Source organism: Caulobacter sp. GW821-FHT09H08 (assembly GCF_059415885.1).
Map to the genome: position 1 here is coordinate 95951 of NZ_JBWKOC010000005.1, position 26635 is coordinate 122585.

Here is a 26635-nt window from a genome sequence, read left to right on the forward strand (position 1 = left end):
CCGGCGCAATACCTCTAACACTCAACGAAAAATGCGCCAAAGCATCACCACCGGTGAACGACCACGGCGCAATTTGGTCAAGCCACATCCTCTTCCCATCCCGGCACAGGCTTGATCGGCGCAGAAGTGCGCAACAATCGGCCTGACCACACAAACGCCGAGAAAGCAGCGCTGCCGCGCACGGCTTCAACGCTCTACGCGCCTGCGCATAGCTTGCCGACCAAGCCCTCTCCGTCGATCCATTCGCCATAGCCCGCGGCGGGGTTGAGATGCCCGACGGCGCCGAGCTGCACGATCTGGCTTCCCCAGGCCGCGCCCAGAGCCTCGGCGCGATCCTTCGCCGCCAGTGGATCGTCGTCGCTGACGGCCAGCATGCTCGGGAACGGAAGCGGAGCACGGGGAACGGGCAGCCAGCCATTCGCATCCAACGCCTCTAGGCTCGGATAACCGTCCGGAAGCGGGCGCTCCAGGTCGGCGGGCGTGGCGAGCAAGGCGGCCTTGATCGTCCATTGCGCGTCGGTGCGGAAACAGGTGGCGGCCCAGTGCGCGGCGATCAGCACGCCGGCGCTATGGGCGACTAGAACCACAGGGCCCATGAGCGCGGACAGCGCCTCGTCGAGCGCCACCACCCGAGCCGCGCGGCTCAGACCGTCGACCTCCAGCGGCGGCACGGTCGCCGACTGCGGGATCTTGGTCGCCATCAGGGTTTGCCAGTGCTCCGATACGTGACCACGAAGTCCGGGCACGAACAGGATCGTCGGGGCGTCGATCAATGGCTTCACCTTGGCGCGAAATGCAGGGACAGCAGGACGAAGGCGGCGAGGAACACGGTCTCGCCAGCGATCAGCAGGATCGGACGGGGTCCAACCGCCAGCAGCTCGCGCAGATTGGTCTTCAGGCCCAGTGCGGCGATGGCCAGGATCAGGCACCACCGGGAGGCCTCGGCCCCGAGGTCCGCGACGCCGCGTGACATCCAGCCCAGGCTGTTAACGAGCGCGATCGCCAGGAACCCGACCGCGAACCACGGCAACAGCGGCGGACGGGCGCCACCAGGCTCGGCCGCCTTGTCTCGAGTGAACAGGGTCACGATCAGGATGATCGGCGCCAGCATGGCCACACGGGCCAGCTTCACGACCGTGGCGGTGTCGCCGATCTCGGGCGAGAGGCTGTAGCCCGCGCCGACGACCTGGGCGACGTCGTGGATCGTGCCGCCGATGAAGACGCCGGCGGCCTTGGGATCCAGATGGAGGGTGGTGGCGATCAGCGGATAGAGGATCATCGCCGTCGTCGACAGCAGCGACACCCCCACCACCGTGAACAGCGTCGCCTGCTCCTTGCGCGGATGGGCCGGCAGGGCGGCCGACAGCGCCAGCGCCGCCGAGGCGCCGCAGATCGCCGTGGCGCCGCCGGTAAGCAGGCCGAACAGAGGATTGAAGCCCACGATCCTGGCGACCAGGATCGAGACTCCGATGGTCAAGGTCATGGCCAGCAGCACGATCGCCAGAGGTTGCCAGCCCAGCGCCACGATCTGCCCCAGGGTGATGCGCGCGCCCAGCAAGGCCACGCCCAGGCGCAGGACCGTCCGGGAGGCGAAGATCACGCCCGGCTTGCAACCCTCGTCCTCGGACAGGAAGTGCATGGCCATGCCCAGCAGAAGCGCCAGCAGCATGACCGGGGCCTTGTAGTGATCGGCCAGGAAGCTGGCCGCCGCCGCGACCACCGCGCAGGCCAGAAGCCCCCGGCCCAGCCCTCTCGCTCGCCGAAAGCCATCGTCGATATCCAGCGCCATCATGCCCGCGCCGCCAGGTCCAAGGCGTACCGCCGCGAAACCGAGAAGAAGCAGGCCGCAGCCAGGACGCAAGTCAGAGGAACGACCTGGAAGGCCGCCTGAAGTCCGCCCAGCCGGTCGGCCAACAGCCCGGTGACGAACGCGCCCGGCGCCAAGCCCAGGAAGTTGTTGGCCAGGGTCAGCAAGGCGAAGGCCGAACCGTGGACGCGAGCGGCCGTCAGGTTGGCGACCATGGCGCCCGCCGGGCCTGGAATGGCCGCGCCGACGAACAGTCCCGCCCCCATCAGGATCAGTTGCGTGGGTCCGGGCGACAATTGGAACGCCGCGACCAGCAAGGCGCCGCTCAGCGCGCAGATCGCCCCGGCGACGGTCGCCGTCCGGTGCGGTGCGCCCCGGACCAGCAGATCGTTCACGACCCCGCCCAGCAGCATGCCGACCCCGCCCAGCAGGATGAAGCCAGCGGCGAACACCGCCGCTTGCCCCGGCGCGACGCCGTAGTAGCGGTTGAGGAAGCTCGGCGCCCAAGCCGGGATGGCGGCGCAGATGAACAGCTGCAGGCCGCTGCCCAGATAGGCGGCGACGACGGATCGCGTACCGCCCAGGCTACTCCAATCGGTCCGGACACCGTTCGCCGCGGGGATTTCGGCCGCGACCGTCGAAGCTCCGTGCAGGCGCTTGTCGGTCACGCAGAGCGCGTAGGCCGCCGCCAAAAGGATGCCCACCAGGGCCATGGCGCCGAAGGCTGGACGCCAGCCGAAGGTCTGGGCGATCGCGCCGCCCACGCTGACGCCCAGCGTGGAGCCGAACAGGCCGCCTGCCATGAAGGCGCCGGTGAGCGACGCGCGCATGGACCTGGGGAACACGCTGACCACCACGGCGACGCCGACGCTGCCATAGGCCGCCTCGCCCACGCCGACCGCGAACCGGGCCCAGAACATCTGCGAGTAATCATGGGCGACGGCGCAGGCGGCGGTGGCGAGGCTCCACAGCAACGCCATGACCATCAGGCTGCGCGAACGCCCGAAGCGATCGGCCAGGGCCGATAGCGGCAGGGTCAGCAGGCCGACCATCAGGGCTACGATGCTGCTCAGTCCGCCCAGCTGGCCGTCGCTCAGCGCCCACTCGACCTTCAGCAGCGGGAAGACCGCGCTCAGCACCTGCCGGGACATATAGTCCGAGACCAACAGACCGAAGGTCAGGGCAAACACCAGCCAGGCATAGGGCCTCGCCTGCCCGGACCGTTCGGGAACAGCGAAGTCCGTGATCGTGGTCATGACGACCTCCGTCGAGGAACTGGGGGTCGCGACCGGCGCGGAGGTTGCAAGCGCACCGGTCGCGACGGTTCAGCCGGCCACGCGCAGAGGGATGCCGCGCTGGTTGGGCTGACGGTTGGGGGCCATGCCCAGGCGCGCGAGGGTCTCGTCGACGCCCTGGTACTGGGTCCCGATCTTGTAGATTTCCCGAGCTTCCTGGCCGTTGGCGATCTCGCGGCCCAGCTCGCGAGAGATACGCACCAACTGCTCGACCTGGGCGACCGACGACATGAACTCGCCGTCGTGGCCGTAGAGGGTGTCCTCGATCCCGCAGCGGACGTGCATGCCCAAGGCGATGGCGATGGTGTTGATCGGCAGCACGTTGCGCATCACCGACTCCAGGGTCACCGTCGAGCCGTCCGGCGCGCGGCGGATGAACTCCATGAAGTTGTTGGGGTTGGGCCCGTCGAAGCCCCCGCCGATGCCCACCCAGGTCAGATTCAGCGGGCCGCTATAGTGACCCCGGCGGACCAGGCGCTCCAGGGTCTCCAGGTCCGACATCTTGGTCAGCTGGAAGTGCGGCTGCACGCCGTTGGCCTGCAGGCGGCGCAGGTGCTCCTCGACCCATTCGGGGCCCGCCGGCACGACCATCTCGCGATAGGCGTGATAGGTCGCCGGATCCGCGAGGCTGGTGCGCGAGTATTCTTTGTCCGACATCAGATCCATGATGTTCATCTGGGTCGTATTGACCGCGACGGTGACCTGCTCGGGGCTGGGCTTCAGCTCGGCCAGCATGTGCCGGGTGTCGTCGGACAACCACTTGGCCTCCTCCCCCTCGCCTTCCGGAGAGAACGAGATCGAGCCGCCGACCTGCAGGATCATGTCCGGCACCGCCTGCTTCAGCAGACCCAGAAGCTCGTTGAACTTGGACAGGCGCTTGGAGCCCTTCCCGTCCAGTTCGCGAACATGCATGTGCAGCACCGTGGCGCCGGCGTTGTAGCAGTCGACCGCCTTCTGGACGTGCTCATCCATGGTGATCGGAATGTCTTCCGGGAAGTCTGCCGGCGCCCATTCGGGGCCGTAGGGGGCAGCCGTGATGACCAGCTTGTCCTGGTTCTCGGGAAGCAGGGAGTCGTCGAGGAACTGCATGGTTCTTCTTTCTCGATCTGGATTTTCGGGTCAGTACGGGCGGTCGCCGACGATGCCGGCGCGCTCCATCTTCCGGATGGCGGGCCAGTAGTCCTGGACCGCGTAGTGCTGGGTGCAGCGGTTGTCCCAGATGGCGACGCTGTCCTTCGTCCAGCGCCAGCGGACCTGGTATTCGGGGATCGCCGCCCGGCCGATCAGATAGGCCAGGAGCTGAGCCGCGCCCGGCGCGTAGTCCTGGCCGAAGCGCACGTTCTCGGGCGTGTGGAAGTTCACGAAGTGGGTCGTGAAGGCGTTGACGAACAGCACCTTCTCGCCGGTGTCGGGGTGGGTCCGGACGACTGGATGCTCGGGATCGGGATACTGGGCCTTCAACGCCCGGCGCTTCTCGACCGGCATGGCCGCGCCGAAGGTCGCTTCGATGCTGTGGCGCGCGCGCAAGCTGTCGACCTGCGCCCTGATCGTGTCCGGCAGGTCCGCATAGGCGCGAGCCATGTTGACCCAGATCGTGTCGCCGCCGACCTCGGGCGTCTCGACACAGCGCAAGACACAGCCGAACGGCGGAGCCTCGCGCCAGGTGGCGTCGCAATGCCAGGCGTTCTCGTAGTGCTCCGGCGGACTGTCGAGGTCCTTGTAGATGCGGACCAGGCCCGGATTTTCCGGATCGCTGCCGGCGACCGGATGGTCCTCCAGCTGGCCGAACCGGCTGGCGAAGGCCACGTGGTCGGCGCGCGAGATGTCCTGGTCGCGCAGGAACAGCACCTTGTGCTGCAGCAGCAGGCCGTGAATCTCCTCGAACAGGACGGCGTCGTGGGCGGCGTCGGCCAGGCTGACATCCTTCAGCTCGGCGCCGATGTGGGTGGTGAGCTTCTCGACACGCATGACAGGCCTCAGATCACGAAGATGGATGAGCCGGTGGTGCGCCGCGCCTCGAGATCCTGGTGGGCCTGGACGGCGTCGCGGAGGGCGTAGCGCTGGTTGATGTCGATGCGGATCCGCCCCGAGGCGACATGCTCGAAGAGCTCGCCCGCCAGCGCCGCGCGCTCGGCCGGATCTGCGATGTAGTCGGCCAAGGCCGGCCGGGTGACGTAGAGCGAGCCCTTCACGGCCAGTTGGAACGCGTCGATCGGCGGGATCGGCCCCGAGGCGGTGCCGACGCAGACCAGCATGCCCCGGCGACGCAGGCAGTCCAGCGAACCAGCCACGGTGTCCTTGCCGACGCTGTCGTAGACGACGGCCACGCCTGCGCCGCCCGTCAGATCCCGCACCTGCTTGACCCAGTCTTCCCGCGTATAGTCGACGACGTGGTCGCAACCGTGGGCGCGGGCCAGATCGGCCTTGGCCTCGGTGGACGTCGTGCCGATCACGTTCAGGCCGAGGATCTTGGCCCATTGGGCGACAATCAGGCCCACCCCGCCAGCGGCGGCGTGCAGCAGCACCGTGTCGCCAGCCTTCAGCGTCGGGCAGATGCGCCGCGTCAGATAGGCCGAGGTCAAGCCGCGCATGGTCATGGCGGCGGCGGTCTCGAAGCCGATCGCGTCCGGCAGGCGGATCAGCGAACCGACCGGCATGACCCGCTCGCTGGCATAGGCGCCGAGCGGGCTGCCGGTATAGGTGACGCGGTCTCCGGATGCGAAGCCGGTCACCCCCTCGCCCACCGCCACGATCTCGCCAGCAGCCTCGACGCCGATACCGCAGGGCAAGGGCGCGGGGTAGTATCCGGTGCGGAAGTAGGTGTCGGCGAAGTTCAGCCCGACGGCGGCGTGACGAATGCGCACCTCGCCCGGCCCGGGGGCGCCGACCTCGACCTGCTCGTGACGCAGGACCTCGGGGCCTCCGAATTCCGAAAAGCGAACAGCCTCGGCCATGGCGAAATCTCCTGGCCGGCGGCGCCGCGCGGGCGCCGCCGGGTTTGGTCAAAAGCGAGTGCGAAGTTCCAGGCCGTAGGTGCGCGGCTCCTGGACGAAGGCGGCGAACGCGCCCGGCGACAACGGGATGTCGGTGACGGTGGTGAAGGTGGCCTTGTCGGTCAGGTTCTGTCCGAAGGCGGCGACTTCCCAGCGCCCCGAGCGAGCGCCGAAGGCGACCCGGGCGTTGACCCGCGTCTGGGCGTGCTGCAGCGCCGTCGGATCCAGGTCGTAGTCGAGATAGTGGCTGGCCCGGAAGTTGGCGTCGGCGTTGACGCGCAGCTCGTAGTCCGCCCCGACCGGATGCTTCCAATCGACCGCGACGTTGCCGCTCCATTTGGGGGCGAAGGCGTTGGTCTTGCCGCTGAGATCCTGCACGCAGGGCGCGGGCTTCTCGGAGATCTGCTGGGCCGTACAACCCGCGTTAGCGTAGTCCGAGAACTTGAAATCCAGATAGGCCAACGAGCCTGACAGGGTCAGTTCCGGAGTCGCCCGCAGCTGGCCGTCGGCTTCGAAGCCACGGATTTTCGAGCCCTTGGCGTTGGCCACCACGTAGCTGGCGCCTTGGAACACCGTGACCTGGAGGTCCTCATACTTGGTCGAGAAGGCCGCCAGGTTCAGGACCATCCGCCCGCCCATCAGACGGGTCTTCAGGCCCGCCTCGAACGACTTGGCGGTCTCGGGTTTATACTCGAAGCCGTCGCCCGGGGTCTTCGGGTCGTAGGCCGTGTTACGGACCGAGAGGCCCGCCGGCGTCAGGGCGGTCCAGGGCGAAGCCGTGCTGGCCAGGCGCTGGTCGTCGTTGCCATTGAAGCCGCCGGACTTGCGGCCTTGCGAATAGGTCCCGTAGGCCATGACGTCGTCGGAGACGTCCCACTGGACCTTCAGCGACGGATCGAAGCCCGTCTCCTTGCGGTGGCCGACGGTGTCGACCAGGTTGTTGTTGGGGTCCAAGGCCTTCATGTACAGCAGCAGGACGTTCTCCTGCGTGATGCTGGCCGGGGCCACGAACAGGCCCTGCGGCGAGGCGTCGGCGCCGAACCAGACCTTCTTGACGAAATCCTTCTTCTCGTTGGACCAGCGGCCTCCGAGCGTGACCATGACGGTCGACGACGGCCGCCAACGCAGCTCGCCGAACACGGCCTGGGCTTGGGTCTCCTGCGAGAAGTAGCTGTCGCGGGCGACGACATTGGCCGGCAGCAGCGGATAGACCGCCGCCGACGCGCCGCTGGCGAAGGCCGAGGCCGGCAGGAAACCGAGACGCGAATTGACCAGCAGCGCGCCGTCCTGGCTCAGCTTCTGCTTCTCGACATAGACGCCGCCCATGAAGTCGAACGCGCCGCCGGTGTCGGAGGTCACGCGCAGTTCCTGGGAGTACTGCGAGAAGTCCTGCTGCTCGTTGCGGAAGATCAGGCGGATCGGCAGGAAATCGAGGTCCAGGCCGTCGTGGGTCTTGTAGGTCGAGTAGCCGGTGACCGAGGTCAGGCTCAGCTTGTCGTTGATGGCGTATTCCATATCGAGCACGCCCAGCTTCGAGCGGGTCTCGATCTTGTCGTCGCGGCCCGACCAGCCCGGGACATCGGGATCGTCGCGATAGGTGACATAGGGGTCGCCGACACCGAACCTCGGCTCCACCGCCGCCAGGTTGGCGAACAGCAGACTGGCCAGCGCGCTCGGCGGCGTGACGGTCCCGGTGACCTTGGAGAAGCGCGTCACGGTCGCGTTCATGCCGGTGACGTCGGACTTCAGCGTGCTGAACTTCAGCTTGGCCGAGAAGGCGTCGGTGGGCTTCCAGAGCAGGGTGGCGCGGGCGGCCAGCTCGTCCACGCCCGGCTCATCCCGATTGCGCGTGACGTCCCGGATATAGCCGTCGCCCGAGCGGTTCTGGATCGCCAGGCGCAGGGCCGCGGTTTCGCCCAAAGGGACGGTGACCGCGCCGTTCAGCTGGACTGTCTTGGTCTCGGCGTCCCAGCGCGCGGCGGCGTCGCCTTCGAAGCCCCCGAGCGACGGATTGGCGGTGATGACGCTGATCGCGCCGCCGATGGTGTTACGACCGAAGAGCGTACCCTGCGGCCCACGCAGGATCTCGACCCGATCCAGGTCCATGAACGGCGCCCGGAACTGGCGGTCGCGGCCCATATAGACGCCGTCGACATACATGCCGACCGACTGCTCGAAGCCGCGATTGCTGCCCGAGCCAATGCCGCGAATGTTGATCTGGGTGTTGATCGCGCCCTTGCCGATCTGGACGCCGGGCACGTAGCCGGAAAGACCCTCCAGGTCCTTGACGCCCTGGGCCTCAAGCTTGTCGCCGGTCGTGGCGGCCACCGAGATCGGCACGTCCTGCAGGCTCTCGGCCCGCTTCTGGGCGGTGACGACGATCTCTTCGATCTGGATGTTCTGGTCCTGAGCATAGGCCGGTGTGGACAGGACGCCCATGACGGCCAGCGCGAGAACCGAAGCCTGCATTCGGGCGCAAGGGCGCCCACGCCGCGTGAAGCGGTCTGACAGCATTGTTTCCTCCAACATGGTCGGCTTGGCCGATTTTTTTCTTGGAAAACTGGCTGATCGTCTGACCGTCGGATCGCCACCCCCGACGATCACGCTAGGCCGGGCTCAGGCGATCGGATTGACTTTTGGCGACAATAACTATCCATTTCGCGACAAATTCGGAGAACGGTGCAATGGTCGCACAGGCCCGCGCAGGAGTTCTGGCCCACTATTTCGATGTCGCCCGCGAGCACGGCCTCAATCCCGCGCCGCTGCTGCAGGAGGCCGGCTTGACGCGCGGGATGGTCGCCGATCCCGACGGCCGGATCCCACTCGCCGCCGCCATGACCCTGCTGGAACGCAGCGCCGAGGTCTCGGGCTGCCAGTCGCTCGGGCTTCTGATGACCGAGCGACGCCAGCCCGCCGACTTCGGCCCGGTCGGCCTGTTGCTGCAGCATCAGGCGACCCTTCGAAACAGCCTGGAGATGCTGCAGCGGTACGAGCACCTGCTCAACGAGTCCCTGGCGATCCACATGACCGAGCAGGACGGCCTGGCCATCATTCGCGAGGAACTGGTCTCTGGCCGCTCCGGCGCGGCGCGCCAGTCGACCGAGTTGGCCATGGGGGTGCTGTTCCGCCTGTGCGGATCCGTGCTGGGGCCCTATTGGCGGCCACTGGAGGTGCGCTTCGTCCACGCGGCGCCGCCGGAGCTGAACGTCCACCGTCGCTTGTTCCGCTGTCCGATCCGCTTCGGATCCGAATTCAACGGCTTCGTGATCGAGGCCGCCGATCTCGATCGCAAGAACCCGGACGCCGACGAACAGATGGCCCGCTATGCGCGCCGCTATCTGGACGCCATGCCGGCCAGCCGGGCGGGTGTGGAGCAGCAGGTGCGCAACGCGCTCTACATCCTGCTGCCTGCGGGTCATGGCGGCCTGGAGAACGTCGCTGCCTATTTCGGGTTCAACACCCGCACCCTGCAGCGACGCCTCGCCGCGGCCGATGTCAGCTTCGGCGCATTGCTGGACGACGTGCGGGCCGAACTGGCCGAGCGCTACCTGCGCAACGGCGGCTATCCGATCAGCCAGATCGCGGATCTACTCGGCTATGCCTCGCCCAGCGCCTTCACGCGATGGTTCGGCGCGCGCTACCGCCAGTCCCCTCGCGACTATCGGCGCATGCTCTTGGCGAGGCAGCCCTGACGATCCACGCCGGATCACCCGGCCCTAGAGGAATTTCGGGGGCTCACGGAGATCAGATCGTGATCGTGAAGCAAGCGCCCGCCCCAGGCGCACTCTCCGCGGAGACTTCGCCGCCGTGCGCCAGAACGATCTGGCGGGTGATCGTCAGGCCAATGCCGCTGCCGCCCGGCTTCGTGCTGAGAAAGGGCCGAAACGCCAAGGCCGGATCAAGATCGCCAAAGCCCGAACCGCTGTCTTCGATCGTGATCCGAAAGTGCTCGCCGTGATCTCGCGCGGCCAGGACGACCCAGGGCTCCTCGTCGCCGGTCAAGGCGGCCTCGGCGGCGTTGGTCAACACGTTGAGCACCGCCTGCGAGAGCAGCGCGCCGTCCACCCGGCCGCGTAGTCCCGACGCGATATCGGCGCGCAACACCACGCCCTGCTCGCCCCATCGCCCTCGGAACAGATGCGCCATGTCCTCCAGAAGCTGGGTGAGGTCGGTCATCTCCTTACGCGGCTCCGGAAGCCTGGCCAGGGTGCGGTAGCTGTCGACGAACCGAAGAAGCTCAGTCGATCGACGGGACAGGCTCTCCACGGACTGTCGCGCCTTGCGCAGGGCGTCATCCTCCCGATCGACGTCGCGCAGCAGCACCGCCGCCGTCTGGGCCAGGGAGGTCACCGGCGTCATCGAGTTCATGATCTCGTGCGACAGCACCAGCATCAGCTCCCGGTGCGCCGCCGCCTCGGCGACCTGGACCTCGGCTTGAACGTCCATCAGGACCGCGATGCGCACGAAGTCGCCCTCGCTCACCACCTCGGCCATGGTCAAGGCGTAGGCTCGAGGCGAACCCGTGATGTCGAGCGTGAGCGCGCAGCGCACGCCCGGCTCAAGACCCAGCATCGCCGCGACCAGGGTCTCTGGCGGATCGGCGATCACGTCGTCGGTGGCGAACATCCGGCGAGCCGCCAAGTTGATCGCCTCGATGCGATCTCGTCCGCGCATGGCCAGAAGCGGGGCCGGCGCGTGGTCGAGAAAGGCAGTCAGGGTCTTTGCCTGCCGCTCCCTGTCGAGCAGCTCGCCGTGCAGCCGCTCCTCGTTCGCCTCCAGGCCGGCGCGGGCCTCGAGCGCTTCAGCGGCGATACGGCTGATCGCCCAGACGCCGATGCCGGCGCAGATGGCCAGACTGGCGAAGTAGCCGGCGTTCCAGGCCGCCTGCGCCCCCGCGCCAGCAAGGAACAGGACCCCCAGACGGATCGCCAGACGCAGGGCGGGCTTAGAGACCATGCTTCTCCATCCGCCGATATAGCGCCGCGCGGGTCAGGCCCAGATCACGCGCCGCGTGGCTGACATTGTAGTGGTGCTTCTGCAGCGCCTGGACGATCTTGGCCTTCTCGGCCCGTTCCAGGTTGAGATCGTCAGCGACAACCGCCGCCGATCGCCGGGACGGCGCCGCCGGCGCGCGACTGAGCACGAAGTCTTCGGCGGCATAGCTCCCCCCTTCGCTCAGGATAACCGCGCGCTCCATGGCGTGGCGCAGCGCCCGGACGTTGCCGGGCCAGGCGTCGGCCTTCAGTGCGAGGGCGGCTGCGTCCGAAAGCGGCTTCTTCTCCGGGCGGCCATAGCGGCGGGCGTAGAGTTTCAGATAGTGGCGGGCCAGTTCGACGATGTCGTCGCCGCGTTCGCGAAGCGGCGGGACGATCAGCTCTACGGTGTTGAGCCGATAGAGCAGATCCGCGCGAAACACGCTCTCCGAATAGAGCTGGGCGCGCGGCAGGTTGGTGGCGGCGATGATCCGCGCATTCAGCGGCACGGGCTTGTCGCCGCCGACGGGGGTCACCTGGCGTCGCTCGATGGCCGACAGCAGTTTGACCTGCAGGGTCAGCGGCAGATGCCCGACCTCGTCCAGGAACAGGGTCCCGCCGTGGGCCGCCGCCAGACGCCCGGGGCGATCCTGGCCACCACCGCGCTGGCCGAACAGTTCGGCTTCGAAGTTCGCTTCGGCTAGGGCCGCCAGGTCGACGGGAATGAACGGCCCCGGAGCGCGCGGCGAGGCCTGATGCAGGGCGCGGGCGACCAGTTCCTTGCCCGAACCGTGCTCGCCCAGCACCAGGACATTGGCTTCGGTCGGCCCAGCCTTGGCGATCAAACCGCGCAGTCGCGACATGGCGGGGCTAGAGCCCAGGAGCACCGCCTCCTGATAGGCGTCACGGACGAGCGCCGTATTCTCGGCCTGGAAGGCGCGGGCTTGCCGACGACGGCGACGCAGCTCGACCGCCGTCGCCACGGTCGCGGCCAGGCGCTCGTTGCTCCAGGGCTTCGTGACGAAGTCGCTGGCGCCCGCGCGCATGGCGCTGACGGCGATATTCACCCCGCTATGACCGGTGATCACCACCACCGCCGCGTCGGGATCTTGGGCCAGGATATCCTGCAGACAACTCAGGCCCTCGTCCCCGGACGTGGCGCCGCGACTGAAGTTGAGATCCAGCAAGATGGCGTCGAAGCTGCGCTCGCCCAGCAGCTTCAAGGCGCTCGCGGGGCCATTGGCGCCCTGGGGCTCCATGCCCTCTCGCGAGAGCAGCACATGCACCGACTGCAGAACATCGGGATCATCGTCGACGACCAGGATCGCGGGGCGGACAGACGCGGCGGAAATCACAAGGCTTGACCGGACAGGTGTTCGTTTTCGGACACTTGCTTGGCCCGCCCGATGCGGAAGTGCAAGTAAACTCTCAAGGTTTGGCGATCGCATGCGCCCGACGACCTAATAGGGCATGGATCCGACACCATCCTCTCCGTCCCCCGGCGCGGCCATGGACCGCGTGGTTGCGCGCAAGCCAAGGCGTCGCTGGCTGCCCGCCGCGGCGGGGGGCGGCGTCCTGACCATCGCCGTCGCCACCTATCTCGTGATCGCGCCTCCCGGCGCGCAGGCGGTTCAGGCCGAGGGCGCCGAGATCACCGCGGTGAAGGAGGCCGCCTTCCATGATTTCGTGCCGGCCCGCGCCCAGGTCACGCCTCGGGTCACCGTCTATCTCGACGCCGTGGAAGGCGGCCGGGTCGAGCGTCTGGCCGCCGCCGACGGCGCCCTGGTCGGAGCCGGTGAGCTGCTGGCGACGCTGACCAATCCGCAGTTGGCCCTCGAGGTCGGTTCACGCGAGGCGGACATCTCGGCCCGCCTGGGCGACGCCCGTGGCCAGTTGCTGCAGATCGAGCGCAGCCGCGTCGACCGCGACCGCGAGCTGGCCCAGGCGCGCTTCGAGCTTCTGCAGGCGGAACAGAAGCTGGGCGTCCGGCAGCGGCTGCACGACCAGGACATCGTCTCGGACGCCGAGCTGAAAGCCGTCAATGCCGAAGCCGTCCACCATCGCGCCCGCGTGACGGCGTTGGAGGCGTCGATCCAGCCCGAGATCCGCATGATGCGGGGGCAGGCCCAGGAGATCCAACAGATGCAGGCTCAACTGCACGACAACCTGTCGTCGGTGCGCGGCAGCCTGGAGGCTCTGAAGCTGCGTGCGCCGGTGGCCGGCCGCCTGACCGCCTTCGATCTGCAACGAGGCCAAACCGTCACGGCCGGCCAACGCGTCGGCCAGATCGACAGCGAGAACGACTACAAGCTGACCGCCGACGTCGACGAGTACTATCTGGGCCGGGTCAATCCAGGCCAGGTCGCGACCGCGCAGTACGAAGGCAAGGCGTATCGGCTGACCGTCAGCCGGATCCTTCCCCAGGTGCGCCAGGGCCGCTTCCAGATCGACCTGGCCTTCCAGGGCGCGACGCCGCCGTCGTTGCGGCGCGGCCAGAGCCTGGATCTCGAACTGACCCTGGGCGCCACGCGCCAGGCGCTCGTACTGCCGAACGGTCCGTTCATGCAGGCCGGCGGCGGCAGCTGGGTCTTCGTGGTCGGCGCCGACGGTCGTCGCGCCGCCCGCCGCGCCATCCGCGTGGGTCGCCGCAACCCGCAACAAGTCGAAGTGCTCTCGGGCCTGCGTCCCGGCGAGCGCGTCCTCACCTCTTCCTACGACGGGTTCGCGCAGGAAACCCGCCTCATTCTCCGCTGAAGGACGATCCCATGATCACCCTGGCCGGCGTCAATCGCCTGTACCAATCCGACGAAGTGGAGACGACGGCGCTCCGCGATATCGAACTGAACGTCAACGCCGGCGAGTTCGTCGCCGTCATGGGCCCGTCCGGCTCGGGCAAGTCGACCCTGCTGAACGTCCTGGGCCTGATCGACCGCCCCAGCGACGGCCAGCACCTGTTCCTGGACCGCAATGTGAGCGAGATGTCCGAACGTGACCGCGCCGCCCTGCGCCGCGACAAGCTTGGCTTCATCTTCCAGAGCTTCAACCTGATCGATGAACTGACGGTCGCCGAAAACATCGAGCTAGGCCTGACCTACCGCAAGGACACGCCCAGAAACCGCAAGGCCTTGGTGGCGGAAGCCATGGACCGTGTCGGCGTCGGCCACCGGGCCAAGCACCACCCGCACCAACTATCGGGCGGCCAGCAGCAGCGCGCCGCCATCGCCCGCGCGATCGTCGGCGAACCCGCCCTGCTCCTGGCCGACGAGCCGACCGGCAACCTCGACACCGCCAACGGCGCCCAGGTGATGGATATCCTCAAGAGCCTGAATCAGGAGGGCGCGACCATCGTGATGGTCACCCACTCCGCCAGCCAGGCCGACCAGGCCAAGCGCGTCGTCAACATGCTGGACGGCCGCATCGTCGCCAGCGCCCGTCGCGCGGTCTGAGGGAGGACGCCGTGCTCAAGAGTTACGTCCTGACGCTCTACCGCTCGCTGCTGCGCCACAAGCTGTTCTCGGCCCTGAACATCCTGGGCCTGGCCGTGGGCCTTGCGGTCTTCCTGACCCTGACCATCGCGACGCGTTTCGAGCTTTCCTACGATCGCTGGATCCCGAACGCCGAACGCACCTTTCGCGTCACCGGCATGATGACCATGGCCGGCCGACCGCACGAGGCGATCGCGCCCATCCCCGGCCCCGTCCTGCCCAATCTCAAGGCCGAGTTCGGCGATCAGGTCCAGGCCGGCGTTCGGCTGCTGAACCGCTCCTTCGCGGTGCGCCGGGGCGAGCAGGCCGACTACGAGGAAGTCATCTTCGCCGACGCCAGCTTCTTCGACGTGTTCGACCTGCCGCTGGCGGCCGGCGACCAGTCCCAGGCCCTGGCGGGTCCTGGCAAGCTGGTCGTCAGCCAGACCGCCGCGAGGAAGTACTTCGGCCAGGCCAACGCCATGGGCCAGCGCCTGACCCTCACCCTGGACGGCCAGCCACGCGACTACGTCGTTTCGGGCGTGCTGAAGGATCTGCCTGAGAACACCCATCTGAAGATCGATTTCCTGGCGCTGCTCGACAAGTCGGTCTTGCCGCAGTCGGCCGAGTATCTCGACCAGTGGAACGCCACCAACTACCTGACCTATGTCCGCCTGCCCGACGCGGCCGCGGTCGAGGCGATCAATCCCGCCCTGCCCGACCTCATGCGCCGGCGCGGCGCGGACGGCGTGCACGAGTGGCTGGGCCTGAAGCTGGAACCGCTGACCGACCTGCACTTCAACGCCGAGCAGATGGGCCAATTCAAGCCCGGGGTCGATCGTCGCTTCGTCATCACCCTGCAGATCATCGGCGTCCTGACCTTGGGCCTGGCGATCATCAACTATGTCAATCTCTCGACCGCCCGCGCCGTGCTGCGCGCCCGGGAAGTGGGCCTGCGCAAGGCGTTCGGCGCCACGCGCGGGGCGCTGATGGCGCAGTTCCTGGTCGAAGCGGTGATCGTCAGCCTGGTATCGGCCCTGATCGCCCTGGCCCTGGTCGAGCTGAGCCTGCCCCTGGTCAACAGCGCCCTGGGCGGCAAGCTCCAGCTGCATTATCTGGGCGGCGAAGGAGTGCTGCTCCTGCTCATCCCAGTCGCAGTGATGGTGGGCCTCGCGGCCGGCGTCTATCCGGCCCTGGTGCTGTCGCGCTACGAGCCAGCGGCGGTGCTGGCTTCGGCCAAGGCGCCCGGCGGCGGTCGCGCTGCGGCCCTTGTGCGCGAAATCCTCGTCGTGGCGCAGTTCTCGGTCTCGATCGCCCTGTTGATCGCCACCGCCGTGGTCTTCGCCCAGGCCGAGTTCGTCCGCCGCGCCGAACTGGGCTTCCAGCGCGACGGCCTGATCGTCGTGCCCGGCGTGGACGGTCCCGACATTCTGCCACGCCGCGACACCGCCCTAGCCGCGTTCAGGCGCACCGACGGCGTGATCAGCGCGACCATCTCCGGACGCTACCCGGGTCACGGCGGCGTCGCGCGCAGCACCGAGTTCACCCGCCAGGGCTCGACCGCCAAGCCGTCCTTGTCGATGGAGTTCGTCGCGCCGGACTACTTCCGCACCCTGGGCATGCGCGTCGCCGCAGGCCGTCCGCTGGACACAACCAACGCCCTGGACGACCTGGGCCGCGCCGGCGCGGCGGAGGGCCGTACCGCCACCGGCGTCAATGTCGTGATCAACGAGGCCGCCGCGAAGGCGCTGGAATTCCCGACGGCGCAGGCGGCGATCAACCAGTTGCTCCGGGTGGGTGACGACGAACTGCGGATCGCGGGTGTGATGAAGGACGCCCGCTATGGGTCACCGCGTGAGAAGGTGCCGCCGCTGGTCTATTTCCTGAACAGCACGCCTGGCGCCTCGCTGACCGGCTTCGAGACCATGATCGTGCGCTACGATGGCGACTCCACCGTGGTCATGGAGCGGCTGGCGACGGCCTGGCGCCAGACTCTGCCCAGCGCCCCCTTCAAGGGCAAGACCATCGAGGCCTCGCTCAATCCCTTCTACGAGCCGGACGAACGGCGCGCCCGTCTCGTCACCCTCGGCGCGATCGTCGCCTGCCTGATCGGATGCCTGGGGCTCTACGGCCTGGCCGCGTTCAACAGCGAACGACGGACCAAGGAGATCGGCATCCGCAAGGTGCTGGGCGCCTCGACCGTCGACATCTTCCGCCTGCTGGCTGGTCAGTTCCTCCGGCCCGTGCTGATCGCCAATCTCGTGGCCTGGCCGCTGGCCTATGCGCTGATGCGCGAATGGCTGAACGGCTTTGACCAGCGGATCACGCTCGGCCTGATCTACTTCGCCCTGGCGACGGTCCTGGCCCTGCTCGTGGCTTTGCTGACGGTGTGCGGTCAGGCGTTCAAGGTCGCGCGCGCCGATCCGGCCGAGGCGCTTCGATACGAATAAAGGAAGCGCTGGACCGGCCGCACCTATGCGCGAGGCGCACTAGCGTCGCTCTTTGGCGACCTGCGGCCCAGGCTCACAAGATCTCACGACGTGGCCGGGACGTGGAGAGGCGTATCCGGCTTGCCCGAAACTGTTTGCGAATCCGTGATTTCGGCGAGGGTTGGACCGGCTTCCAAAGGCCCTTCCCACGCCGAAATGACGGCCGCCACCACGGCGTTGCCGACCGTGTTGGTGGCGGTCCGTCCCATGTCGAGGAAGTGGTCGACAGCCAGCAGCAGCACGACGGCGGCGTCGGGAATGTCGAAGTAAGGCAGCGTCGCGGCCACCACCAGCAACGATGCGCGCGGTACGCTGGCGATGCCCTTGCTCATCACGAACAGCAGCAGCATCAGCTGCAGGATCTGGCCGCCAGCTAGCGGGACATCATAAGCCTGAGCGACGAACAGCGCCGCGAAGACACAGTAGCACATCGATCCAACTAGGTTGAACGCATAGCCCAGCGGCAACACGAAGCTGGCGATGCGATTGGGCACTCCGAACGCCTCCAGCTTCTCCAGCAGGACCGGATAGGCGGCCTCGGAACTCGTGGTCGACAATGCGATCAGCGCCGGCTGGCGGATCGCCTTCAGCAAGGCCCACTGCCGTGCCGGCCCCAGGGCCAGGCTTCCTCCGACCACCATGACCGCCCAGAGTAGCCCGAGCGCCAGATAGAAGCCGCCGACATAGGCGGCGTAGGAAGCGATGATCCCCATCCCCTGCTCTGCCATCGCCTTGGCCACCGACGCGAACACCGCGACCGGCGCCAAGGCCATCACGTATGTGGTCATCTTGAGCATGGCGACCGACATGGCCTCGGTGACGCGCAGCAGCTGTCGCCCCGGCTCGCCGATCGCTGTCAGGGTGACCCCGGTCAGCACCGAGAACACCACGATCTGCAGCACTTCGTTGTGCGCCATGCTGTCGATGATCGATGTTGGGATCAGGTGCTCGAGAAAGCGCGCCGCCGTCAGCGGCGGCGGCTTCATCCCGCCGACGGCGACGCCGGAGACCAGATGCAGCCCCTCCCCCGGGCGCAACGTGGTCACCACCAGGAAGCCGATGCCCAGGGAGATGGCCGATGCGACGACGAAAAACATCAGCGCGCGCCCGGCCACGCGGCCCACCGCCCCGGAACCGCCCATCTGCGCCACGCCGCTGACCAAGGTCGCGAAAACCAGCGGCGCGATGATCATCTTGATCGCGCGCAGGAAGACGATGTTGCCGAGATCCAGGACGCCGACGACGGCCTTCAGGGTTTCGGGTTGCCGTATCCACGCATGGCAGGCCAAGCCGAACAGGACGCCCAGCGCCATCCCCAGCACCACCTGCAGTGTCAGTCCGCCACGACGCATGATCTTGAACCACCCCGACCGACGACAACCTCGCCGCGGATCAGTGTGCGGATGTCCGGTCAGCCCCGGAAGGCGGGGAGCCATCGCAAGACATGGCAAGGGCATAGCCTGTCGGCATGGGTTCAGCGGCGACGCTGCGCATAACCTCAGGTTATGGGGTGCGAAAACCTTTCCACCTTCACCTCGGCGCCCGTCGCGTTAGTGCTGCTGCCTCGACCGCCCACTGAGGCGGCGGCTAGCGAGCGGAGCGATCGTGGGCGCCGAAATTCTCATTCAAGCCGCTCGAGCCAGCGCGATCGACGCCGGCGCCGCGCGCTCCAAGACCACTCACGCGGGCGAGGAGGCGATCTTCGATGTCGCCGTCGCCGGCGCGGGCGTGGTCGGCGTGACCACGGCTTATGCCCTGGCCAGGCGAGGCCTTTCGGTCGCCCTGGTCGACCGCGCGCCCCACCCGGCCATGGGCGCATCCTTCGCCAACGGCGCCCAGCTCAGCTATGCCTATTCGGACGCTCTCGGCAGCCCGGCGCTCTTGAAACGCCTGCCGGCCCTGGCCCTGGGCGCAGATCCGGCCTTCCGGGTGAAGGCGGCGCTGGATCCCGAGCTGATCGCCTGGGGCCTGCGGTTCCTGCGCGCCTGCAGCCCTTCGGCTCACCAGCGCGGCACCCTCGCCACCCTGGCCTTGGGGCTGGAGTCACAACGGGCCCTGCACGCCATGCTGGCCCGCCATCCGCTGGATTTCGGCTTCGCCGACGCCGGCAAGATGCACCTCTATTTCGACGAGGCGGCCCTGGCGGCGGCGGCGCGGGCTGTGGCGTTGAAGGGCGCGCATGGCGCGACCCAGCATGTTCTCACGGCCTCGGAGGCCAGGCTCCTCGAACCCGCCGTCTCCGGCGTGAAATCGCTGGCGGGCGCGGTCTATTCGCCTGGCGACGAGGTCGGCGACCCGCACCGCTTCGCCCGCGAACTGACCCAGGTCCTGACCGACAGCTACGGCGCGCGCATGGCCTTCGGCTTCGACATCGCCAAGGCCGAGATAGGCCAGCACGAAGTCGCGCTCACCGCTCGCGACGGCCAACGTATCCGGGCGCGGACGCTCGTGGTGGCCCTCGGCGCCGACGCCCCCGCCTTCCTTCGCCAATTCGGCGTGCGCGTCCCGATCCTGCCGATGAAGGGCTATTCGTTCACAGCGCCCCAGGGCGCCGCTGCGCCCCAGGTCAGCATCACCGACACCCAGCGCAAGATCGTCTTCTGCCGCCTTTCCGGCCAGATGCGCGTCGCCGGCGTCGCCGAACTGGGCGAGCGTGACCTGAGGGTGGATCCGCGCCGGTTCGAATGGCTGGTGGACGCCGCCCGCGCCTCCTTGCCCGACGCCGCCGACTACGACTCGGCCAGCACGGCCTGGACCGGCCTGCGCCCGATGACACCCAACTCCACCCCGATCATCTCGCGCCCCCGCCCACGGCTGGTGCTGAATGTCGGTCACGGCATGCTGGGCTGGACGCTCAGCATGGGCGCGGCCGAGCGCGCCGCCGCCCTCGCGCTCGAAGCCGTCACGCAGAACACCTAGGAGACCTCGATGCCGCCCATCCCGCCGCCGCTCAGCAAGGCGCGTCGCGCCGGCGACCTGCTATTCATCTCGGGCCAGCTGCCGCGCGGCCCGTCCGGCGAAATCGTCCAAGGCGATATCGAGGTCCAGACGCGCCAGGCCATCGCCAATCTGCAGGCCATCCTGGCCGAGCACGGCGCGACCCTGGCCGATGTGGTCAAGACCACCGTCTGGCTGACCGACGCCGCGTTCGCCGGCGAGTTCAACGCGGTCTATCGCGAGCTCTTCCAGGAGCCCTACCCGACCCGCTCGACCGTAGTCTCCGGCCTCCTCGTCGACGCCGCCGTCGAGATCGAGGCGGTCGCCTATCTGCCGAGCTGACGGCGGCATGCGCTCGAGCTCGGACTTGCCTGGTCATAGCCAACAGTTATCGATAGCGCGTCGCCGGCGTTTCGGCGCGTCCGAGGATCGCGCATGAACTTGCGTCATATCGAGGTGTTCCGAGAGGTGTACCTGGCCGGCTCGGTCAGCGGCGCCGCCAGGGCCCTCAACGTCTCGCAGCCGTCGGTCAGCAAGGTGCTCAGGCATGCCGAGACACGCCTCGGCTTTGTCCTGTTTCGTCGTCTCAAGGGCCGCTTGGCTCCCACGGACGAAGCCCATGCCCTGTTCCGTGAAGTCGACGAGCTCTACGGCCGCGTCCACTCGCTGCGGCAGGCGGCGCTGAACCTCAAGCGGGCCGGCGAAGGGCACCTGCGCCTGGCCGTGCTGCCCTCGCTGGGCCTGGGCGTGGCGCCGGCCGCCATCGCCGCCTTCCGCCGAGAGCACCCGCGCGTCAGCTTCGACGTCCGCACCCTGCATCATTCGGAAATCCTGCGGTCGCTCTACGAGCGCGAATGCGACCTCGCCGTCGGCTTCGAGGTCACCCCGCACCCGCGCCTCACCGTCGTGGAGATGGGCGAAGCCGAGGTCGGCGTCCTCTATCCCGAGGTCGAGATGCCTACCGCGCCGCCGCGCATTGAGCTGTCAATCCTGGACGGGCGGACGGTCATCGGCATGGTCGGCAGCGGGCCCGTGGGCGCCCTGCTATCGCAGGAAATCGAAAGCCGGGGCCTCGATCTCAACGAGGCCATTTCCGTCCACACCTACTACGTCGCCGCCGCCTTGGTGCGCTTCGGCGCCGGCTTCGCCGCCGTCGACGAGTTCACGGCCCGCGCCAGCCTGGAACCGGGCTTGAGTTTCCGCCCACTCTCGCCGCCCGTGCGCTTCCGCGTGCAGTACGCCCACCTGGACGACCGGCCGCTGTCGACCCTGGCCCAGGCCTTCGTGCGCCTGATGGGCCAGACCCTGCGTGGCGCGGCAATCACTTGAACCCTTCAGCACGGCCGTTGGGCCTTCGGGAACGCTCATGAAGCAGCACAGCACCAGATCCTTCGCCGCTCGGAGCTTCGTGTTCGTCGCCCTGTCGAGCCTGGCCGCGACGAGCCTCGCGGCGACGCCCGCGCGAAAGCCCGCCGACCTGATCGTCATGGGCGGCCTCATCTACTCGGGCGCCGACGCGCCGCCGGTGCGCGGCGACGTGGTGATCGTGAAGGACCGTATCGTCGGCGTCGGCCCCAACGCCGCTCGCGGCTACCGCGCGGCGCGCTCCATCGACGCCAGGGGCAAGATCGTCGCGCCCGGCTTCATCGACCCGCACACCCACCCGGAGACCTACATCCGCTCGGCCGACCGCGCCACGCGCGTCAACGCGCCCTGGATTTTCCAGGGGGTGTCGACGGTCTTCATCGGCATCGACGGCGGCGGGACACCGGACATCGCCGGCGAAGCCAAGCGGTTCGGCGAGCAGGGCGTGGGGACGAACCTCGTCCCCTATGTCGGGTTCGGCGCGGTGCGCGGCCAGGTCCTGAAGCAGGAGGCCCGTGCGCCTTCGCCGACGGAACTGACCCAGATGAAGCAACTGGTCGCCGGCGCCATGTGCCAGGGCGCGATCGGCTTCTCCACGGGACTGTTCTACGCGCCGCAAAGCTTCGCCAAGACCGACGAGGTGATCGCCCTCGCCAAGGAAGCAGCCACCCGGGGCGGCGTCTACGACACCCACCAGCGCGACGAGTCTTCCTACAGCATCGGCCTGATGGGCTCGGTCGAAGAGGCGATCCAGATCGGTCGTGAGGCGCGCATGCCGGTCCACTTCGCCCACATCAAGGCGCTGGGCGTCGACGTCCAGGGCCAGGCGCCGCAGGTGATCAAGGCCATCGAACGGGCGCGCGCGGCCGGCCTCGACGTCACGGCCGACCAGTATCCCTGGACCGCCTCGGGCTCGAACCTCGAAGCCTCGTTGCTGCCCCGCTGGGCGGTGGATGGCGGCCGGCCGGCGCTGTTGAAGCGCCTGGACGATCCGGCGACGCTGGAAAAGGTCCGCGCCGAGATGGACGAGAACCTGCGTCGACGCGGCGGCGCCGCGTCCCTGCTGCTGACCTCTGCCGACCGTCCCTGGACTGGAAAGACGCTGGAGCAGATGGGCCAGACCTGGAGCCTCGGCCCCATCGACGCGGCCCTGAAGATCATCCGCGAAGGCCGAGCCGGAACCTCGGTCGCCTCCTTCAACATGATCGAGGACGACATCAAGCTGTTCATGCGCCAGTCCTGGGTCGTGACCAGTTCGGACGGGTCCGACGGCCATCCGCGCCAGTACGCTACCTTCCCGACCAAGTACGCCAAGTACGTGAAGGGCGAGCGGACCATCACGATCGGCGAATTCATCCGCAGCTCGACCGGTCGCACGGCCGACATGTTCAAGCTGGAAGCGCGCGGCTATCTGCGCCCCGGCTATTTCGCCGACGTGGTCGTGCTCGATCCGGATCGCTATGCACCGAAGGCCGACTATGTCCATCCGCGCGAACTGAGCGCCGGCGTCGAGGCGCTGATCGTCAACGGCGAATCCGTGCTCGAGGCTGGCAAGGTGACCGGCAAGCTTCCTGGCCGGGTTGTCCTGAGACCGACGCCCAAGACGGGGTGCTGACGCCGCGAACGCCGAACCCTGGCGAAGTGGCTTAGAGCCGCCGCACCGCCTGCGCCACGGCGACGATGAGCTCCACGCCATCCATTGGCTTGCGGACGAGACCGTCGAAGCGGCTGTCGGCGCCGAGACGGTCGATCTCGTCGTCGGCGGTGAACGCCAGGACCGGCGTGTCCGCGGCGTGTGACTGGCGGATGCGCGCCAGGACCTCGCGCCCCGACAGACCCGGCATGCGCAGGTCCAGCAGAACCGCGTCGAACCGCTCATGCGCCATGAGGTCCAGGCAAGTCTGTCCGTCCGACGCCTTGTCGACGATGACGCCCACCTGCTCCAGCACCGCTCCGGCGAGTTCGCGGTTCATGGGATTGTCGTCCACGACCAGGATCCTCGCGCCCTCGAGCATCGATACGTCCAGGCTGTCATCGCCTTCGTCCGTATCGGGCGCCGCCGCGATCGGCGCGGCGACATTGAAGAAGAAGAGCGCGCCTTTTCCTGGCGCGCTTTCGACCCCGATCGAACCGCCCATCGCTTCGCAAAGCCCCTTGCTGATCGCAAGCCCGAGACCTGTGCCGCCATGCTGACGCGTCGCCGAAGCATCGACCTGGGAAAACCGCTGGAAGAGGCCCGCCGCTTGCCCGGACGTCATCCCTGGCCCCGTGTCGACCACCTCGATGCCCAGCCGCTCCTGCGCGGCGTCATGCGCGACGCGCACCTGCACCGACCCCGCGTCGGTGAACTTGACGGCGTTGCCGACGAGGTTGAGCAGGATCTGGGTCAACCGCTCACCGTCCGCCAGGACGTATTCCGGCAGATGAGGATCGGCCACGAACTCCAGATCCAGCCCCTTGGCGCTGGCCTGGGGCTCGAACATGGCGAGGGCGTCGCTCGCCAGCTCCCTGGGCGAGATCGGTCGCGCCAGGATCTCGACCTGCCCGGCCTCTAGTTTGGAGAAGTCTAGGATGTCGTTGACGATCGACATCAGGGCCCGGCCCGCCGTCGAGACGCGGTGCACGTAGCTGCGCGAGGTCTCGTCGAGCTTGCGGTTCTGAGCCAGCAGGTTCGAAAAGCCGATGACCGCCGTCAGCGGCGTGCGGATCTCGTGGCTCATATTGGATAGGAACTCGGCCTTCACGGTGGCGGAGGCCTCGGCCTCGGCGCGCGCCTGGGCCAGGGCTTCCTCCTGCGCGACCTGGACGTTGACGTCCCGAACCACGTCGAGAAAGCCGATCGGCGTCCCGGTCTGCAGGTCCCTCATCAGGGTGGGATTGGATTCGAACCACACCAACTCGCCGGTGTGTTTGTGGCGTAGCCGCCATCGGACCCTCCGCCCGGGCTCGCCGGCCAGCATGCCGCGATAGACCACGAGCACGCCCGGCAGGTCCTCGGCATGGGTGCGCCCGGCGGGACCGAGACCTCGGATCTCGTCAGGCGAATACCCCGTCGCGACTTCGCAGGATGGGCTGACGAAGACCACGCGTCCGTCCAGGCCGGTGGTGACGATGACATCGCTGCTGTTCTCGGCGATCAGGCGATAGCGCGCCTCGCTGGCCCTCAGCGATTGCTCCAGGTCGCGGATGTCGGTGACGTCCCAATTGGTGCCGACGATCCGCCGGGCCGCGCCGTGCTCGTCGCGCACGACCCGGCCGATGGCGCGGATGGCGGCGACCGAGCCGTCCTGTCGACAGACCCGGAACTCGGTGTCCAGCGGCGCGTCGTCCTCGATCTCGGAGCGGAAGACCTCGGCCAACTGCTCCCGGTCGTCCGGATGGACCGCTTGCATGAAGGCCGAGAAGCTCGGCGCGCCGTCGGCGGCGAGCCCGTAGAGCTCGAACATGCGCGCGTCCCAGACGAGCTCACCGGTGGCCAGATCGTGTTCCCAGATCCCGACCTTACCGGCCTGGGCGGCCAGCAGCGCGCGTTCCGAAAGGCGCCGCAACTGCTCCTGCGCCTCGGCGCGCGCGATCTCCTCGCGGACGCGATCCGTGACATCCGTCACGGTGCCGAAGACGGCGCGCACGACGCCGTCCTGGTCGCGCTGGCAGGCGCCGGAACCTTCGAGATGCCTGATCTCTCCGTCGGCGCGAACGATCCGCGAGCCCACTCGCCGCCAATCCACACCGTGCTCCAACGCGTTGGCGACTCGCTCGCGCAACGCCGCCTGATCGTCCGGGTGAACCGCCGCCTCCAACTGGGAGAGTTCAAGCGGACGGTCCTGTTCCAGGCCATAGATCCTGGCCAACTGCCTGGACCCCACGAGCGCGCCCGTGGCGATGTCGTATCGATAGTAGGCGACGTCGGCCATTTCCTCACCCAGCGCCATGAGCCCGGTGAGCCGGTCAGTCTCCTCGCGCAAGGCCCGTCGCTCGGTCACGTCGCGCAGAATGTTGACGATCTCGATGGGACGGCCGGCCTCGTCGCGAATGACCTGGGGACTGCCCTCCATCCAGATCCACTCTCCCCAGCCCGTCTGGTAGCGATGCTCGCGATCGGCGCCGGGATCGATGGGTTCGCCCGCGAACAGCGCGGCGGAGTTGGCGGTGAAGCGCTCCAGATCGTCGGGGTGGACCAGCGCATAGGCGGAGGTCCCAACCAGCGCTTCCGGATCATGGCCCATGGCGCTGACGCTGGCCGAAACGAACTTCAACTTCCCGTCCAGGCCCGCCTTGACGATCACGTCCGAGGTGTTATCGGCGATCAGGCGGTAGCGTGCTTCGCTATCCTCCAGCGCGACCCGTGTCCGCTTCTGCTCGGTGATGTCCTGGAAGAGGCCGACGATCGCCGAGACCGCGCCCCTGTCGTCCAGTTGGCAGCCGGCGCGCGAGAGGACATCGCGGACCTCGCCGTCCGAGCGGATGAGCCGAAGCTCGAACTCGTAGGTCCCCTTGGTCTCGATCGCGGCGGCGATATGGCTGGCGACCGCCTCGCGGTCCTCGGGATGATAGAAGTCGATCGCCTGGTCGAGATTGGGATCGAAGGTTCCAGGCTCGACTCCGTGGATGGCGTAGACCAAATCCGACCAGGTCACTCGGCCGGTGGGGACGTCGATCCGCCAGTGCCCCACCTGCGCCTGTGTCTCGGCTAGTTCGAGGAGGCGCTGACGCTCGGCTGCGATCCGGGCCTGATGCGGCCGCTCGATCTCGGCCATCGCCATTTCGGCCAAGCGTCGCAGACGATCCAGCTCGCGCGGCGTCGGCGGGGGCCTCGGCTTGGTATCGATGACGCAGAGCGTGCCGAGGTTGCGTCCCGCCGGCGTGGTCATGACCGCCCCGGCGTAGAAGCGGATGCTGGGGATCCCGGTGACGAGCGGGTTCTCGGCGAACCGGGGATCTGCCAGGGCGTCCTCGACGACCATCACCGAAGATGGCCCAAGTCGAATGGCGTGATCGCAGAAGGACCAGGCGCGCGGCGTCTGGCTCTGGGCCATGCCGCGCCGGGCCTTGAACCACTGCCGGTCGGCGTCGATGAACGAGATCAGGGCGATCGGTGCGTCGAACAGGTCGCTCGCCAGCGCGGTCAGGCGGTCGAACGCGGGATCGGTCGGCGTGTCCAGGATCTGGTAGGACCGCAAGATGTCGAGCCGTTCGGCTTCTTCGAGCAGGAGCATGTCTAGCGAGCCGTTGAGCGACCTGGGCCTACGAAATTACTGATCCGCCTACTGATGCTTGGACATACTGATACATAGAATTGGGCGAAACGTTTG

The 26635-nt window shown here is 67.9% G+C and carries 19 protein-coding genes; 8 read left to right on the plus strand and 11 right to left on the minus strand.

From position 1 onward, the window contains the following. Positions 1–194: 194 nt before the first annotated feature. From AC07NN_RS18385 to AC07NN_RS18415, 7 genes are all read right to left on the minus strand, one after another. Positions 195–773 carry an RBBP9/YdeN family alpha/beta hydrolase gene (locus AC07NN_RS18385; RefSeq protein WP_494644207.1) on the minus strand — a complete coding sequence of 193 codons (579 nt, stop codon included), beginning with the start codon at positions 771–773 and terminating at the stop codon, positions 195–197. Between the two features lie 5 nt (positions 774–778). Further along, a complete protein-coding gene (locus AC07NN_RS18390) occupies positions 779–1792 on the minus strand; it encodes a YeiH family protein (RefSeq protein WP_494644211.1) in 1014 nt (337 codons plus the stop codon). Next, on the minus strand, positions 1789–3063 hold the full coding sequence (locus AC07NN_RS18395; protein ID WP_494644215.1) for an MFS transporter: 1275 nt from the start codon (positions 3061–3063) through the stop codon (positions 1789–1791). Before AC07NN_RS18395 ends, AC07NN_RS18390 begins: the two co-directional genes overlap by 4 nt. Before the next feature lie 69 nt (positions 3064–3132). Beyond that, positions 3133–4191, minus strand: a complete 1059-nt coding sequence (locus AC07NN_RS18400) for a beta-keto acid cleavage family enzyme (RefSeq protein WP_494644217.1) — start codon at positions 4189–4191, stop codon at positions 3133–3135. Between the two features lie 30 nt (positions 4192–4221). Beyond that, positions 4222–5070 carry a TauD/TfdA dioxygenase family protein gene (locus AC07NN_RS18405; protein ID WP_494644219.1) on the minus strand — a complete coding sequence of 283 codons (849 nt, stop codon included), beginning with the start codon at positions 5068–5070 and terminating at the stop codon, positions 4222–4224. Between the two features lie 8 nt (positions 5071–5078). After that, positions 5079–6056 (minus strand): quinone oxidoreductase family protein, encoded by a 978-nt coding sequence (locus AC07NN_RS18410; RefSeq protein ID WP_494644221.1) that lies wholly within the window; start codon positions 6054–6056, stop codon positions 5079–5081. Between the two features lie 48 nt (positions 6057–6104). After that, positions 6105–8564: a TonB-dependent receptor gene (locus AC07NN_RS18415; protein WP_494644224.1), complete on the minus strand. Its 2460-nt coding sequence runs from the start codon at positions 8562–8564 to the stop codon at positions 6105–6107. A 215-nt stretch (positions 8565–8779) separates the two neighbouring features. On the opposite strand from AC07NN_RS18415, the gene AC07NN_RS18420 reads away from it, so the two are divergent. Next, positions 8780–9787: an AraC family transcriptional regulator gene (locus tag AC07NN_RS18420; RefSeq protein ID WP_494644228.1), complete on the plus strand. Its 1008-nt coding sequence runs from the start codon at positions 8780–8782 to the stop codon at positions 9785–9787. 52 nt (positions 9788–9839) lie between these two features. Here AC07NN_RS18420 and AC07NN_RS18425 read toward each other — a convergent pair whose 3' ends face one another. Continuing rightward, complete coding sequence (locus AC07NN_RS18425; protein WP_494644231.1) at positions 9840–11051, minus strand: sensor histidine kinase; 1212 nt, start codon at positions 11049–11051, stop codon at positions 9840–9842. Further along, a complete protein-coding gene (locus AC07NN_RS18430; RefSeq protein WP_494644233.1) occupies positions 11041–12423 on the minus strand; it encodes a sigma-54-dependent transcriptional regulator in 1383 nt (460 codons plus the stop codon). Before AC07NN_RS18430 ends, AC07NN_RS18425 begins: the two co-directional genes overlap by 11 nt. Positions 12424–12577: 154 nt before the next feature. On the opposite strand from AC07NN_RS18430, the gene AC07NN_RS18435 reads away from it, so the two are divergent. Genes AC07NN_RS18435 through AC07NN_RS18445 form a run of 3 tightly spaced genes read left to right on the plus strand, consistent with a single transcriptional unit; the run spans position 12578 to position 16982 of the window. Continuing rightward, positions 12578–13822: an efflux RND transporter periplasmic adaptor subunit gene (locus AC07NN_RS18435; RefSeq protein WP_494644237.1), complete on the plus strand. Its 1245-nt coding sequence runs from the start codon at positions 12578–12580 to the stop codon at positions 13820–13822. An 11-nt stretch (positions 13823–13833) separates the two neighbouring features. After that, positions 13834–14514: an ABC transporter ATP-binding protein gene (locus tag AC07NN_RS18440; protein WP_494644240.1), complete on the plus strand. Its 681-nt coding sequence runs from the start codon at positions 13834–13836 to the stop codon at positions 14512–14514. 11 nt (positions 14515–14525) lie between these two features. After that, the gene (locus AC07NN_RS18445; RefSeq protein ID WP_494644242.1) at positions 14526–16982 is read left to right on the plus strand and encodes an ABC transporter permease; all 2457 of its coding nucleotides are present in this window, start codon (positions 14526–14528) and stop codon (positions 16980–16982) included. An 83-nt stretch (positions 16983–17065) separates the two neighbouring features. Here AC07NN_RS18445 and AC07NN_RS18450 read toward each other — a convergent pair whose 3' ends face one another. Then, positions 17066–18373, minus strand: a complete 1308-nt coding sequence (locus tag AC07NN_RS18450) for a dicarboxylate/amino acid:cation symporter (RefSeq protein ID WP_494644246.1) — start codon at positions 18371–18373, stop codon at positions 17066–17068. A gap of 253 nt (positions 18374–18626) precedes the next feature. Between AC07NN_RS18450 and AC07NN_RS18455 the strand changes: the two genes are divergently transcribed. The 4 genes from AC07NN_RS18455 to AC07NN_RS18470 all read left to right on the plus strand — a co-directional run bounded on the left by AC07NN_RS18455 (position 18627) and on the right by AC07NN_RS18470 (position 22938). Then, positions 18627–19940 carry an FAD-dependent oxidoreductase gene (locus AC07NN_RS18455; protein ID WP_494644249.1) on the plus strand — a complete coding sequence of 438 codons (1314 nt, stop codon included), beginning with the start codon at positions 18627–18629 and terminating at the stop codon, positions 19938–19940. A gap of 9 nt (positions 19941–19949) precedes the next feature. Beyond that, entirely contained in the window at positions 19950–20300 is a 351-nt protein-coding gene (locus tag AC07NN_RS18460) for a RidA family protein (RefSeq protein ID WP_494644251.1), read from the plus strand. A 93-nt stretch (positions 20301–20393) separates the two neighbouring features. Continuing rightward, entirely contained in the window at positions 20394–21287 is an 894-nt protein-coding gene (locus tag AC07NN_RS18465; RefSeq protein WP_494644254.1) for a LysR family transcriptional regulator, read from the plus strand. Between the two features lie 37 nt (positions 21288–21324). After that, positions 21325–22938, plus strand: coding sequence for an N-acyl-D-amino-acid deacylase family protein (locus tag AC07NN_RS18470; protein WP_494644256.1), 1614 nt, complete (start codon positions 21325–21327; stop codon positions 22936–22938). Positions 22939–22969: 31 nt separating this feature from the next. Here the strand turns inward: AC07NN_RS18470 and AC07NN_RS18475 are convergent, their stop codons facing one another. Further along, complete coding sequence (locus AC07NN_RS18475) at positions 22970–26539, minus strand: PAS domain S-box protein (RefSeq protein WP_494644258.1); 3570 nt, start codon at positions 26537–26539, stop codon at positions 22970–22972. Positions 26540–26635 lie beyond the last annotated feature (96 nt).

Bases quoted from the DNA above. Each gene is read 5' to 3' on its own strand.
- AC07NN_RS18440 (WP_494644240.1), top strand. From the start codon at position 13,834: ATGATCACCCTGGCCGGCGTCAATCGCCTGTACCAATCCGACGAAGTG.
- AC07NN_RS18400 (WP_494644217.1), bottom strand. From the start codon at position 4,191: ATGCAGTTCCTCGACGACTCCCTGCTTCCCGAGAACCAGGACAAGCTG.
- AC07NN_RS18460 (WP_494644251.1), top strand. From the start codon at position 19,950: ATGCCGCCCATCCCGCCGCCGCTCAGCAAGGCGCGTCGCGCCGGCGAC.
- AC07NN_RS18415 (WP_494644224.1), bottom strand. From the start codon at position 8,564: ATGCAGGCTTCGGTTCTCGCGCTGGCCGTCATGGGCGTCCTGTCCACA.
- AC07NN_RS18395 (WP_494644215.1), bottom strand. From the start codon at position 3,063: ATGACCACGATCACGGACTTCGCTGTTCCCGAACGGTCCGGGCAGGCG.
- AC07NN_RS18435 (WP_494644237.1), top strand. From the start codon at position 12,578: ATGGACCGCGTGGTTGCGCGCAAGCCAAGGCGTCGCTGGCTGCCCGCC.
- AC07NN_RS18465 (WP_494644254.1), top strand. From the start codon at position 20,394: ATGAACTTGCGTCATATCGAGGTGTTCCGAGAGGTGTACCTGGCCGGC.
- AC07NN_RS18425 (WP_494644231.1), bottom strand. From the start codon at position 11,051: ATGGTCTCTAAGCCCGCCCTGCGTCTGGCGATCCGTCTGGGGGTCCTG.
- AC07NN_RS18475 (WP_494644258.1), bottom strand. From the start codon at position 26,539: ATGCTCCTGCTCGAAGAAGCCGAACGGCTCGACATCTTGCGGTCCTAC.
- AC07NN_RS18420 (WP_494644228.1), top strand. From the start codon at position 8,780: ATGGTCGCACAGGCCCGCGCAGGAGTTCTGGCCCACTATTTCGATGTC.
- AC07NN_RS18405 (WP_494644219.1), bottom strand. From the start codon at position 5,070: ATGCGTGTCGAGAAGCTCACCACCCACATCGGCGCCGAGCTGAAGGAT.
- AC07NN_RS18450 (WP_494644246.1), bottom strand. From the start codon at position 18,373: ATGCGTCGTGGCGGACTGACACTGCAGGTGGTGCTGGGGATGGCGCTG.
- AC07NN_RS18390 (WP_494644211.1), bottom strand. From the start codon at position 1,792: ATGATGGCGCTGGATATCGACGATGGCTTTCGGCGAGCGAGAGGGCTG.
- AC07NN_RS18470 (WP_494644256.1), top strand. From the start codon at position 21,325: ATGAAGCAGCACAGCACCAGATCCTTCGCCGCTCGGAGCTTCGTGTTC.
- AC07NN_RS18410 (WP_494644221.1), bottom strand. From the start codon at position 6,056: ATGGCCGAGGCTGTTCGCTTTTCGGAATTCGGAGGCCCCGAGGTCCTG.